15 protein-coding genes are annotated in these 12,129 nt (G+C 30.0%); 8 read left to right on the top strand and 7 right to left on the bottom strand.

Going from position 1 to position 12,129, the window contains the following annotated elements; genetic code table 11:
• Positions 1-25: 25 nt before the first annotated feature.
• Together rgy and D1869_RS01570 are read left to right on the top strand one after the other, a co-directional pair.
• Positions 26-3,727 carry a reverse gyrase gene (gene rgy / locus D1869_RS01575; protein ID WP_156013631.1) on the top strand — a complete coding sequence of 1,234 codons (3,702 nt, stop codon included), beginning with the start codon at positions 26-28 and terminating at the stop codon, positions 3,725-3,727.
• Positions 3,728-3,731: 4 nt separating this feature from the next.
• The gene (locus D1869_RS01570; RefSeq protein WP_010978336.1) at positions 3,732-4,616 is read left to right on the top strand and encodes a carbon-nitrogen hydrolase family protein; all 885 of its coding nucleotides are present in this window, start codon (positions 3,732-3,734) and stop codon (positions 4,614-4,616) included.
• A 5-nt stretch (positions 4,617-4,621) separates the two neighbouring features.
• Here the strand turns inward: D1869_RS01570 and D1869_RS01565 are convergent, their stop codons facing one another.
• Positions 4,622-4,951, bottom strand: coding sequence for a 30S ribosomal protein S25e (locus tag D1869_RS01565; RefSeq protein ID WP_010978335.1), 330 nt, complete (start codon positions 4,949-4,951; stop codon positions 4,622-4,624).
• Positions 4,952-4,998: 47 nt separating this feature from the next.
• Between D1869_RS01565 and D1869_RS01560 the strand changes: the two genes are divergently transcribed.
• The 5 genes from D1869_RS01560 (at position 4,999) to D1869_RS01540 (ending at position 8,092) form a co-directional block, all read left to right on the top strand.
• Complete coding sequence (locus D1869_RS01560) at positions 4,999-5,739, top strand: TrmB family transcriptional regulator (RefSeq protein WP_231113673.1); 741 nt, start codon at positions 4,999-5,001, stop codon at positions 5,737-5,739.
• A 43-nt stretch (positions 5,740-5,782) separates the two neighbouring features.
• Positions 5,783-5,932 (top strand): ribbon-helix-helix domain-containing protein, encoded by a 150-nt coding sequence (locus D1869_RS01555; RefSeq protein ID WP_156013629.1) that lies wholly within the window; start codon positions 5,783-5,785, stop codon positions 5,930-5,932.
• 76 nt (positions 5,933-6,008) lie between these two features.
• A complete protein-coding gene (locus tag D1869_RS01550) occupies positions 6,009-6,782 on the top strand; it encodes a tRNA (adenine-N1)-methyltransferase (protein WP_156013628.1) in 774 nt (257 codons plus the stop codon).
• Positions 6,783-6,796: 14 nt separating this feature from the next.
• Entirely contained in the window at positions 6,797-7,126 is a 330-nt protein-coding gene (locus tag D1869_RS01545) for a hypothetical protein (RefSeq protein ID WP_156013627.1), read from the top strand.
• The gene (locus D1869_RS01540) at positions 7,127-8,092 is read left to right on the top strand and encodes a V0D/AC39 family V-type ATPase subunit (protein ID WP_156013626.1); all 966 of its coding nucleotides are present in this window, start codon (positions 7,127-7,129) and stop codon (positions 8,090-8,092) included.
• On the opposite strand, the gene ubp is transcribed toward D1869_RS01540, so the two are convergent.
• A complete protein-coding gene (gene ubp, locus D1869_RS01535) occupies positions 8,075-8,401 on the bottom strand; it encodes a UBP family nucleoid-associated protein (protein WP_156013625.1) in 327 nt (108 codons plus the stop codon). The two genes, D1869_RS01540 and ubp, sit on opposite strands and share 18 nt — an antisense overlap.
• A gap of 57 nt (positions 8,402-8,458) precedes the next feature.
• Here ubp and D1869_RS01530 point away from each other — a divergent pair, with 57 nt between their 5' ends.
• Positions 8,459-9,436 carry an aldo/keto reductase gene (locus D1869_RS01530; RefSeq protein ID WP_156013624.1) on the top strand — a complete coding sequence of 326 codons (978 nt, stop codon included), beginning with the start codon at positions 8,459-8,461 and terminating at the stop codon, positions 9,434-9,436.
• On the opposite strand, the gene D1869_RS01525 is transcribed toward D1869_RS01530, so the two are convergent.
• The 5 genes from D1869_RS01525 to D1869_RS01505 are packed head-to-tail and all read right to left on the bottom strand — an operon-like array spanning position 9,420 to position 12,128.
• Positions 9,420-9,989: an XTP/dITP diphosphatase gene (locus tag D1869_RS01525; protein ID WP_156013623.1), complete on the bottom strand. Its 570-nt coding sequence runs from the start codon at positions 9,987-9,989 to the stop codon at positions 9,420-9,422. The genes D1869_RS01530 and D1869_RS01525 overlap by 17 nt on opposite strands.
• Positions 9,952-10,635, bottom strand: coding sequence for a Kae1-associated kinase Bud32 (locus D1869_RS01520; RefSeq protein WP_156013622.1), 684 nt, complete (start codon positions 10,633-10,635; stop codon positions 9,952-9,954). Before D1869_RS01520 ends, D1869_RS01525 begins: the two co-directional genes overlap by 38 nt.
• Positions 10,587-11,597, bottom strand: a complete 1,011-nt coding sequence (gene kae1, locus D1869_RS01515; protein WP_156013621.1) for a KEOPS complex N(6)-L-threonylcarbamoyladenine synthase Kae1 — start codon at positions 11,595-11,597, stop codon at positions 10,587-10,589. Before kae1 ends, D1869_RS01520 begins: the two co-directional genes overlap by 49 nt.
• On the bottom strand, positions 11,594-11,794 hold the full coding sequence (locus tag D1869_RS01510) for a 30S ribosomal protein S27ae (RefSeq protein ID WP_010978325.1): 201 nt from the start codon (positions 11,792-11,794) through the stop codon (positions 11,594-11,596). Before D1869_RS01510 ends, kae1 begins: the two co-directional genes overlap by 4 nt.
• A complete protein-coding gene (locus D1869_RS01505; protein WP_010978324.1) occupies positions 11,766-12,128 on the bottom strand; it encodes a 30S ribosomal protein S24e in 363 nt (120 codons plus the stop codon). The genes D1869_RS01510 and D1869_RS01505 overlap by 29 nt, the downstream gene beginning before the upstream one ends.
• Position 12,129 lies beyond the last annotated feature (1 nt).

Below are 12,129 nucleotides of genomic sequence, written 5' to 3'. Positions count from 1 at the left end.
TTACATAAATTAGTGATAGGGAATCTTGAATACTATCCCTTCATCAAATTACTTATCTTCATGTCCTAATTGCGGCAGAGTAATCTCAGCTGAAAGACTCTATAAAGGATCTGTATGTAGTGAGTGCCTTGAAGAAGATCGTGAATTTAATAACATTAGAGAATTAGTGGATGAACTAAGTAGGTTAAATAAACTAAATAGACTATCCTACATAAAAGAGGTTCTAAGAGAATATGATATTTTCGTTGAATTATTTAAAAGAATAATAGGCTTTCCTCCATTTGGACCTCAAAAGAGTTGGATTATAAGAGTTTTAAGGAAGGAAAGTTTTGCTATAATTGCTCCTCCAGGTTTAGGTAAAACCACATTTGGTATTATTACCTCATTATACTTTTCCTCAAAGAATTTTAGATCTATTCTTATATTTCCTACAAGAAGCTTAGTTAAGCAAGCAGTAGATAGAATATCTATGTATTCTAATAAAACTAATATAGAAACAAAACTCTTATACTATCATTCTGGCATTAATGAATCTCAAAAACAAGAGTTATACAAAGCACTAAATGCAGGGGATTTTAATATCTTTATTGCAACAAATAGATTTTTTATAGATAAAATAAATGAACTAAAAAACATAAAATATGATTTCATGTTTGTAGATGACGTTGATACAGCATTAAAATCTAGTAAAAGTGCTGAAACCATACTTAATTTAGCTGGATTTTCAAAAGATGATATTTTATCAGTAAAAGAGCTTCTACGAAAATCTAGAGAAGATGAATCAGTATATACAAAAATCCAGGAAATAAGAGGAAATAAACTTAAAGGGAAAACTATCGTATTTTCGTCAGCAACATTAACTCGTGGTAATCCAGTACTTTCTGCATTAATGGGCTTTAGACCAGGTAGTTCTGTGATTTATTTGAGAAAAATAATCGACACATATGCATATCTACCCAATAACGATGATGATGTAATAAATCTATTAAAAGAACTTCTAAACAAGCTAGGTGAAGGAGGACTTATCTTTGTACCAGTTGATAAAGGTCAAGAATATGCAAAATTCTTGGAAGCAAAATTGAGTGATAGTTTTAATGTTGTTACGATAACCTCATCTAATACTAATAAAATTGAAGATTTCGCCAATGGTAACATATATGCTCTAATAGGATCTGCAACTCATTATGGAATCCTAGTAAGAGGAATAGATATACCTTGGAGAGTTAAGTATGCTATTTTCGTTGGAATTCCAAAATTTAAGTTCAAGATAGGCGAAGTAATGAATTTAGTTGCATTATCTAGAATTTTAAGTATGATAGGTCTAATTACTAAGGATCAGGATATTGTAAGATTAGCTGGTAGAGTAAGAGGAAAACTAAGAAAGTTAAGTCCGGCAGCAATTTCAATGCTAACAAATCAAGCTAGAGAGGGTAAGCTTGAGGATGAAACTTTGCTTAGAGCCTATGAAGTCGTAAATAAATACTTAGAAGATAAGAATATTCTTAAAAAGATAGCTGAACTGGGAGATCTTGTAATATCAAACGGCTATATTCTCATGCCCGACTATCTTACATATATACAAGCAAGCGGAAGAACTTCAAGAATATATGGCGGAGAACTAACCACTGGGTTATCTGTTCTCTTAATAGATGATATTAATTTATTCAATATACTAAACAGAAAACTCTCATTGATCCTGGATGAAATTATATGGCAAGAGTTACAAATTAAAAATAATAAGATAGGCTCTAGTGATTTAACTGAAATAATAAATAAAATTAATGAAGAGAGAGAAAGAATACTAAAGGTAAAAAAAGAAGGAGAAATTGAACCTTCGTTACAGAAAGTTAAAACGGTTTTATTTATTGTGGAATCGCCAAATAAAGCAAAAACCATATCAAACTTCTTTGCGAAACCTAGTATTAGACAGCTTGAAAATATTAGAGCTTTCGAAACCGTTTTAGAAGATAAAATATTAATTGTTGCAGCTACAGGAGGACATGTATATGATTTAACAACTCAGAACATAGGAATTTACGGTGTTGAAGTACAGCAGCAGAATTCTCATTTTAACTTTATACCATATTATAATACTATTAAGAAATGTATAAATGGGCATCAGTTTACTGATTTTGAACAAGGAAATCAGTGTCCTAAATGTCATACCACACAAATAATATTAGATAAAACAGCTACTATAGATGCATTAAGGAAATTAGCCTTAGAGGCAGATGAAATATTAATAGGTACAGATCCTGATACTGAAGGAGAGAAAATCGCTTGGGATATTTACCTTGCTTTAAAACCATTTAATTCTAACATAAAAAGAGCAGAATTTCATGAAGTTACTAGAAAAGCTATCCTCCAAGCAATCAATAATCCAAGACCATTTAACGTAAATTTAGTTAAATCTCAAATAGTTAGGAGAATAGAAGATAGATGGATTGGATTTAAACTTTCCACTAAATTACAAGAAGATTTCTGGAAAGAATATTGCAAGAGCTATAATTGTAAAAGTGAAGAAAATAAGAATTTAAGTGCTGGAAGAGTTCAATCACCAGTACTTAATTGGATAGTAAATAGATATGAAGAGTATAACGCAAATAAAACAAAAATATATTATGGTAGTATTAAAGGTATAAACGAACTTAAATTCTATGTACTCAAACAAAATGAAAAAATAAGGAAAAATGCCAATATATACGTAAAAATCATTAACACAAAAGTATTAGAAGAAGAAATAAATCCACTACCACCTTATACTACAGATACTTTACTTTATGATGCTAATCAATTTTATGGAATCTCAGCATCTGAAACAATGAAAATTGCTCAAGATCTTTTTGAGTTAGGACTTATAACCTATCATAGGACAGATAGTACTAGAATTTCTAACACAGGAATATCAATAGCTGAAGGATATCTAAAACAAATAGCTGGAGAAAACTACACTAAAATATTTAAGCCGAGAAGCTGGGGAGAGGGAGGTGCACATGAAGCAATAAGGCCTACTAGACCTCTAGATGTAGACCAATTAAGACTTCTTGTCGATGAAGGAGAGATAGAATTAGCTAAAAAAATCACGAGAGCACATTTCCTTATATACGACTTAATATTTAGAAGATTTATTACAAGCCAATTAGCTCCCCTAAAAGTTATTAAAGAGAGAATTGAATATAAAATATGTGAAGATAGTAACTGTAATTCTGAATTAAAAACTTTACAGAATTATTCTGAATTTATCACAGATATAAAACTTCCTATTCAGCTTGACTATTCTAAATTCCTATATCTTCCTACTACAAGAATTATTAAAAATAGTATTATAAAGAAACTTCAAGAAACAACTGGCTCAACAAATGCGGAACTAGTTTTTACAATCCAACTAACTGGTTCATTCGTTAAAAGTACAGTAAATTTGTATACTCAAGCGGAATTAGTAGCCGAAATGAAGAGAAAAGAGATTGGAAGACCTAGTACATACGCTACGATAATTAGCACAATATTAAAAAGAGGATATGTTATTGAAAGTAAAAAAACTAAGAAGCTTATCCCGACACAGTTAGGCAAAGAAGTAAATAAGTATTTAAATCAAAAGTTTAGTAGTTTTGTATCTGAGGAAAGAACAAGAAATCTTTTGCAGTTGATGGATATGGTAGAACAAGGTAAACAAGATTATATACAAATATTAAAGGATATTTATTACGAAATAAAGAGTATTAGGTGATATTATGCTAATAGGTTTACTTCATCTTAGATTGAAAGAAATGAGTAAGAAATATAACATAGAAAAAGCTAAAAAACTAATAAAGGCTGCAAAAGATAAGGGAGCAAAATTAGTTATCTTACCTTCATTATTCCCTGCAGGTAATATCTTTGAAATATACGAAAATGATAAGAAATCTAAAAGTATAATAAAAAATTTAGCTGAAAAAATACCTGGTAGTGTTACTGATACATTAATAAACCTATCAATGGAAGGAGAAATTCATTTAATTGCAGGTCCAATTCTTGAACAAGCAGGCCCTAAGATCTTCCTCACAACACTTATAATATCACCTCAAGGAGAAATATTAGGAAAATATAGAAAAATTATTGTTTCAGAAAAAGATGTGAGATTAGGAATTTCAGCCGGTAAAGAACCCGTATACATGTCATTAGATAAAAGGTATGGAATAATATCTGAAGATGATATATTTTCCCCAGAAATTAATAGGCTATTATCACTTAATAACGTTGCAGCAATAGTAGGTACAGTAAAAGCTTATCCTAGGAATGGTTATGATATAATTAAATATATGGCAATAGCAAGAACTATAGAAAATGGTCTTCCTTATATTATTGTGGGAGAAACAATAGAAGATGAAAACGGAGAAATAATAGGCTCATCTCCTACCTTTGTTACAAGTGTTAACTCTTTAATTTATAAACAAGCTGAAGAAGAAGATACAGTTGTTTATGTTGAATCTACAGTGTTAACCCAAGAAGCTGGAAGAGAAAGAATAGGTAGTATAAACAACATAGATTCTGTATTACAAGGGTTCTGTAAAAGTATAAAAAAGATTAAAACTAATGTAGGAAGAAAATTAGAAGAGCAAAAAGAAGACGAAGAATAATAATTTTATGAAGCAGCTATATAAACAGCTGTTCTTCTATCTTTAGTCCCTATTTTTACTACTCCTTGCCTCTCAAGCTCTTCCAAAATTTTCTTTGCTACACTTATAGTAACATTTAACTTAGTTGATAACGTATAAGGTGTCACTATGGTCTCTTTTTTAAGTTCTTCTTGCACTTTCTTTAATGTTTCATTATCAATTACAACGTTCTTACTAGTTAACTCTTTCCCTGTCTTTGTTGTTGCTCTTTTTTGCTGCTTCTTTTGCTGTTCCTCAGCCATCTTTTTCATTCTTTTCTCTACAGTAGATATAGGTTTTTTACTAGCACCACCCATTTAGCACACCGTTTATTAATATGTATAAGGAAAATAAAAATGTTAACATGTCTCAGAACATAGATGATATAGTTAGTAAAATTGGAAATATAGCAAGAGCCTTCGGAATAACCCGAAATGAATTGAAACTTTATTTTTTATTATTACTTAATGGAAAAATGACTGCTAAAGAATTATCAGACAAAGTAAATATTTCGTATACTAAAATTTATCCAATTTTAACAAAACTTGAAGGAAGAGGATGGATTAGAAGAATAGGAAAGAGACCATCGTATTATGTAGCTAATCCCATAAGAGAAGTATGGGAGAATGTTAAAAAGAATATTTCTGATGCATTAGACAAGGTAGAAAGAGAACTAATCCTACCTATTTCTGTATTACTTTCTTCTCAAACATCATTCTATAACATAGCATTAGTACAGCAAGATAATATTGCACAGACTTTAAAGCAAATATTAGCTGAGAACTCAAGTAAATATTATGTTGCTATATCTTTTAAAGAACTAATTTCAGATGATTTAATTAAAATATTAGAAGCAAATTCATATAAATATGATGTAAGAGTTATATTAACAAAAAATATTAATATAGAGAGCAATGTCCTTAACATAAAATATTTAGACTCAATGTTTGGAAGCGGTATTATAACTTCTAACTCTATATTTTTAATAATAAAAACTCAAGGAAATATGTTATTAGGTATGTTCTCAAATCATATTTATTTCGTAGAAATAGGCAAAGTTTATTTTGAGTATTTATGGGAAAAGGCTGATAAAAGTAAGGAATAATGCTTATAAGACTATATAATAGAAGCAAAATAACTGACCAATAATGAGAATAATAACTGTCAAATTACCAGAACAATTCTTAGAGGCAATAGATGAATTAATAAATACGGGAAGATACACATCAAGAAGTGAAGTTATAAGAGCAGCACTAAATGAGTTTATTAGGAAAGAGCTATGGGTAAACGACAAATGATGAAAGCTGGTGTTTTTGAATAATGAAATAAGACACCAGAACTGATTTTTAATTTCTCTTATTCTTTCTAATTCTGATGATAAAAGAAGAGGATTTAATAACTCTTTGGATAGATACTAAAAGAACTTATTTAGTAAAAGTTAGAAAAGGAAAAAAAGTTGGAAGCGATAAAGGAGCATTAAGCTTAGATGACATAATAGGCTTAGAATATGGAGTTGAGGTTACATTATCAACTGGAAATAAAGCATATATATTAAGACCCACATTAATTGATATTTATAACGGATTGAGAAGGCCTTCTCAAGTTCTTTATCCTAAAGATATTGCTTATATGATATATTCTTCTGGCATAAAGCCTGGAGATACTGTACTTGAGGCTGGCACAGGTTCTGGGTTTTTAACTATATCTTTAGCTCATTATTTAGGAGATAATGGTAAAGTTATAACTTATGATATTAGACAAGATATGCAAGAAATAGCAAAGAAAAACGTTGAATTTTTAGGATTTTCAAACAGAGTTGTATTTAAGTTAAAAGATGTTAGAGAAGGATTTGACGAAACTAGTGTAGATGCAATATTTCTTGATATGCCAGACCCATGGAATGTAGTTAAATTTGCATATCAAGCTTTAAAACCGTCTGGCTCAATAGTTATTTTTGTTCCTACAGTAAATCAAATAGAAAAAACTGGCATAGCTTTAAAGAATAATGGTTTTATTGATATTCATGCTGAAGAACTCATCCTAAGAGAATATCAAATTAAAGAGAACGCTGTAAGGCCAAAAAATATTGGAGTAATGCATACCGGTTATATCATTAGAGGAAGAAAATCATTAAAAAGTAGTGTTTAGAGTATTATAATAGCATGTCTTCAAAATTATCGACATACGCTAATCTAATAGTAAGATTTGAAGAAGAGCTAAAAAATATCGAAAAAAATATAGCTGATGATGGAAAAAAACTCGTAATTTTTTCTGAATCGTTAGCAACAGAATTTAAAGGAGTAGCGGAAGAAGTTTTTAATCAAATTTCTAAAGAAGTAGAGAAAAATACGAATGACAAAATTAATGAATTATCAAAGAAGTTTTCTGAGGAAAGAGATAAAAAAATAACTGAGATAAAGAACAAAGGACAAAAAAACATTGAAAAAGCTACAGATTTTGTTCTAAAGAAAATCGAGGAGGTATTTAAGTAGATGAGTAGCACATTAGCATATTCCACAGCAATAGCTAGGTTATATAAGTCATTCATTATAACTAGGGGTACAATAAATGAGCTTTTAACTTCAAGTGATTGGAGAGATGCAATTGGAGTGCTTAAAGATAGAGGTTATATTGAAGAGATACCTTCAACCATAGAAAATGCAGAGAAAAAATTTAGGCAGCGCGCAATTAATTTCCTATTAAAAATTAGAGGATACGTAAGTAACGTCAAAACAAACGCGGATATAATAGATTTATACTTATATTTATTCAGCCTAAACGAATTAGAACCTCTAATCACTTCAGTATTAACTGGAACCAAAATATCTGATAATTTTCTATTAATAAAAGAACTTGCAGATTCTAATCCACAAAATTTAGACGATATTTTAAACTTTTCAAAAGGTATAATTAATGAAGGATTAAAATTTGCAATGGCTAGAGCATCTAAAAAGACCCCCTCTGAAATAAACTCCTTATTAGAATTTTATTTCATTTATAAATTATCAAAAATAGTTAGTGAATTCAGAGGAGATTGGAAATCAAAAGCTCAAGACATAATTTGCACTTACGAAGATTATTATGCTTCTATGATGGCATATAAACTTCATCTTGTTGAAAATATTAGTTGTAAAATTGATGAAAGTTTATTAAAAGACTTGGCATCTGCTAATAATAATAAAGAAATATTAGATATCTTGGCTAGAACTTCTTATGCTAAAAACTTGACTCTGACAAATGTATATGATGCTTTTGCGACTCTTTATCGCTTAGCTAGAGTAAATTCAAGAAAATATTCCATAGAAGCTTTCATGGGTAGTCCATTTACTCCGTCAACAATTCTTGCTATATCAGAACTTATAAAATTAGATTATGAGGATCTAACGATGATTTTGAATGGTATAAAATTAGGGATAATTGAAAAGATTAAAAAAATGCTCTCATTTGATCTCATCTAATGCCTTTTCATCAATAATATATCCCTCAATGTCTTTTATAATCGTATAATCTGGTATTGCTGGAGGATCTGGTAAATTTTGGTCTGGTTTTTTCTTACCTAAATAAATCCATTTAAGCTTTCCATCTTTTTTATCTAACTTATACCAATATTTCCCTATATATATATACTGCTTTCCATTCTTGTATACGATGTGATAAGGCTTAAGATAAACCCCATATTCCTTTATTCTAGAATTATATTCATATACTTGAATTTTCAATTTTCTGAGTAGTTCATCAAATACTCTTTCTGGCACTTTTACAAGCATTATACACTATGCTTTTTATAACATCAAAAATGATTTTAACATTAGGTGTAGTATTACATGAATCTAAGAAAAATAGATCATACTAATATTGAAGTGTCAGAAATAGGAATTGGTGTTTGGAGCCTTGTTACTGATTGGTGGGGAGGAGAAATTAACAAAGCTGAAGAGATATTAAGGAAAGCATTAGAAAATGGAATAAACTTCTTTGATACTGCTGATGTATATGGTGAAGGACTTGGTGAAAAAATATTAGCCAAAGTCTTTAACACAAAAAGAGACAAAATAATCATTCTAACAAAAATAGGCTATGATTTCTATAATAGAGTAAATAATAGAGCTTCACAGAGATTTTCAATAGAATATTTAGATTTTGCATTTAAGAAAAGCTTAGAGAGACTTAATACAGATTACGTAGATATCTTAATGATACATAATCCTAAGATACATATAATAAAAAATAAAGAAATTTTGGATTTTTTACAAGGTTTGAAAAAAGAAGGAAAAGTTAGATTAATTGGAGTAGCATTAGGACCAACATTGGGATGGGGAGAGGAAGGCATAGAAGCCATAAAAATGGGATATGAAAGCCTGGAATATATATACAACTTAATCGAATTAAAGCCTGGAATAGATTTCTTAGATTATGATATTGGTCATTTCGTTAGAGTACCTCACGCATCCGATGCACTAATTGAAGATAAATGGCCAATATATAATGATCCTAAACTACACAGAAGCTTGAAAGATATTAATTGGATCAGAAGAGCTGTTGAACTTTCTAAGCCTCTTCTTTCCTTTGCTAGAAAAAAGGGAATGAAATTATCTCAATTAGCTTTAAAATTTATACTATATAACAAAAGAGTCTCTTCAGTTCTCCCTAATATATCATCTATTAATGAACTTAATGAATTCCTTGAAGTAGAAAAACTACCAGAATTAACAGAAGAAGAGTATAAATATCTATATGAATATTCTATAAACAATTTTAGTGAATTGAATAAGGAGAGCATTGAAGAAACTAAGAGATATAAGTAAGAAAGAATTTTATAAACTCTTCAAAGGCTTTACCCCTATGTGAATACTTATTTTTCTCTTCAATATTCATTTCACCAAAAGTTCTTTCCTCTCCATCTGGTATAAATATTGGGTCAAAACCAAAACCTTTATCTCCTCTTATAGATTCAGAGATTTTCCCAACTACTTTACCAGTAAATACTCTAATAACTTCTTCATCAACATAACATAATGCTGTCATAAAATATGCTTTTCTATTTTGTATACCTTCCATAAGTTTTAGTATACCTTTTAACCCTAATGTTCTCCTTACGTAATTAGTATAAGGACCTGGAAAATTATTTAAGGCTTCGATAAATAAACCACTATCTTCAACAATTAAAGGAGATCTTATCATATTGAAAGCTATAACAGCAGAACTTCTAACAATCTCCTCTAAAGAATCAGATTGTACTTCAAATTTAGGTAAATTTATCCACTTTAATTTAATATTATATTTCTTAGCTATAGAATCTAATTCCTTAAATTTATTTTCATTAGACGTTATTACGTTTACTTCTACGCTCTTCAACATATCTTCCCCTCATTCTTATTTGTTTCACTGTATTCATAATACTCTTAAAATCCATAAATTTAGAATAGCCTTTTTCAAAACCTTTGAAAATTATATCTTTAAATTCATAGTGAACACTTTCTAAACTCCTTAAAAAAACATGTACATCTGTTGCGAAATCTTCAATATCATCGCTTCTCTTAGATAGTCCAAAATCTATTAAAAATATCTCATTATCGGTAGTGTATATAAGATTATTTGTAGTGAAATCTCCATGTGATATTCCAGATTTATGCAGTTTTCCAGCAATTTCCCCTATCATTTCACCAATTCGGATTAAATTATCATCTTTATACTTAGGAACTATTTCTTTCACAGGAAATCCGTCTATATATTCCATGACAATTAAGTATTCATAAGGATCAACAAGTAATAATGCTGGAACATTGATACCATTTTTTAAAGCTGAATACATTAATCTAGCTTCCAATTTAGTCCTTTCACTATTAATTTTATAATCAAGTTTTTGATCTCTATAAGATTTAGATATTCTTTTCTTAAATATAGCGTGAATACCCGCAAAATATCCTTCATAAATTATGGACTCTGCTCCTCTCTTTAATTCTCTGATAATCTCCATATCACATCTACTTGATCTACTCTCCATCTAGGTCTAATAATACTTTTTTCTACTGGAATTGTAACTCCGTGCCTTGCCTCAAGTAAACCAGTAAAAGCTATCATTGCCCCGTTATCTCCAGAATATTCTGGTGGAACTATTTTTACTTTAACATTCCAATCTTTCGCAAGATTATACAACTTAGTCTTTAAGCTTACACTAGCTGCAACACCCCCAACAACAAGAATTTCTTTCTTTCCAGTCAATGCTAATGCTCTTTCAGTAGCCTCTAATAACATATCAAAAGCCACTTCCCTAACACTATAACATACATCTTCAAGTCTATTATTTTTTGTCGCTCTTAAAGCAGCAGTTAGCAAACCACTATAAGACATATCCTGACCCTTTACTATATATGGTAACTCAATAAAATTCCCACCTTTATTTGCACATAAATCTATTTGATGAACACCGTTTACAATATAAGGAGGAGCTAGCCCTACTTCTCTAACAAATGTGTCTAACATATTTCCTAATGCTATATCTAACGTTTCACCAAAAATTCTATACTTGCCATCTAAATAAGTTGTTATTATAGTATTCCCTCCAGAAAGATACAAGATTAAAGGATCTTTAGATCTAGTTGTAAATCTTCCTATTTCAATATGGGCAATTCCATGATTTACGGGTACAAGTTTAATGTCATATTTTAAAGATAATGCTCTAGCTATTGTAGCTCCTACTCTTAATGCTGGCCCTATACCAGGACCTAAAGAAACTGCTATATAATTAATATCTCTTATGCTCAAATTAGCCTTTATTAAGGCCTTTTGTAATACTTCTGGTGCAACTTCAGAATGATGCCTACCCAAATCACTAGGTTTCATTCCACCTTGTTTAGGGACAAAAGTATCCCTTTCATTTGATAATATTCTTATTTCACTATCATCATCAGAAACTATACCTACCCCAAAAGTATGAGCAGTAGATTCGATCCCTAAAACATTCATTTCCCTTTACCTATAAACTCAGTGTAACCACACTTCCCACAAGCCCAACGCTCAACAGGTTTCATATGATGAGCCATAATACTACCGCATCTAGGACATTTTTTATTTTTAAGTTTAATTTTATCTCCTTCTATTATATAATAGGTTCTAACTATAGCTTTTTGACTTTCATCCTTGTTTTTGGGCACCTTTACCACCTTTCTTTACTTTTTGACCAGTATCTCTTCCTATTAAATATTGAGGTTCAAACTCTTGTAAAGTTTTCTTATCATTATATATATTCGCTCTAACATAGCTAATACCTGCACCGTAAAGTGTATGAATTTTCTTTATTACCACAAGATCTTCTTGAGCTCCATAACTTGATGCAATTGCTTTAATCATATCTTTCCTTGATATCGTTCCACTACCAATATGAAAAACTTTAATATATAATTCTCTTCTACCAATTACATTATTTTTTATATCCCTTTCAACTATACCCTCAGCTTTTTCTGAAATCTTTATTTTAGTTTGTTGTACTTCACTCATC

The organism is Sulfurisphaera ohwakuensis (assembly GCF_009729055.1).
GTDB lineage: Archaea > Thermoproteota > Thermoprotei_A > Sulfolobales > Sulfolobaceae > Sulfurisphaera > Sulfurisphaera ohwakuensis.
This window is presented reverse-complemented; position numbering and strand designations above follow the sequence as displayed.

Bases quoted from the DNA above. Each gene is read 5' to 3' on its own strand.
- kae1 (WP_156013621.1), bottom strand. From the start codon at position 11,597: ATGAATGTTTTAGGGATCGAATCTACTGCTCATACTTTTGGGGTAGGT.
- D1869_RS01565 (WP_010978335.1), bottom strand. From the start codon at position 4,951: ATGGGTGGTGCTAGTAAAAAACCTATATCTACTGTAGAGAAAAGAATG.
- D1869_RS01525 (WP_156013623.1), bottom strand. From the start codon at position 9,989: ATGTTGAAGAGCGTAGAAGTAAACGTAATAACGTCTAATGAAAATAAA.
- D1869_RS01520 (WP_156013622.1), bottom strand. From the start codon at position 10,635: ATGGAGAGTAGATCAAGTAGATGTGATATGGAGATTATCAGAGAATTA.
- ubp (WP_156013625.1), bottom strand. From the start codon at position 8,401: ATGCTTGTAAAAGTGCCAGAAAGAGTATTTGATGAACTACTCAGAAAA.
- D1869_RS01540 (WP_156013626.1), top strand. From the start codon at position 7,127: ATGAGTAGCACATTAGCATATTCCACAGCAATAGCTAGGTTATATAAG.
- D1869_RS01570 (WP_010978336.1), top strand. From the start codon at position 3,732: ATGCTAATAGGTTTACTTCATCTTAGATTGAAAGAAATGAGTAAGAAA.
- D1869_RS01555 (WP_156013629.1), top strand. From the start codon at position 5,783: ATGAGAATAATAACTGTCAAATTACCAGAACAATTCTTAGAGGCAATA.
- D1869_RS01545 (WP_156013627.1), top strand. From the start codon at position 6,797: ATGTCTTCAAAATTATCGACATACGCTAATCTAATAGTAAGATTTGAA.
- D1869_RS01530 (WP_156013624.1), top strand. From the start codon at position 8,459: ATGAATCTAAGAAAAATAGATCATACTAATATTGAAGTGTCAGAAATA.
- D1869_RS01505 (WP_010978324.1), bottom strand. From the start codon at position 12,128: ATGAGTGAAGTACAACAAACTAAAATAAAGATTTCAGAAAAAGCTGAG.
- D1869_RS01560 (WP_231113673.1), top strand. From the start codon at position 4,999: ATGTCTCAGAACATAGATGATATAGTTAGTAAAATTGGAAATATAGCA.
- D1869_RS01550 (WP_156013628.1), top strand. From the start codon at position 6,009: ATGATAAAAGAAGAGGATTTAATAACTCTTTGGATAGATACTAAAAGA.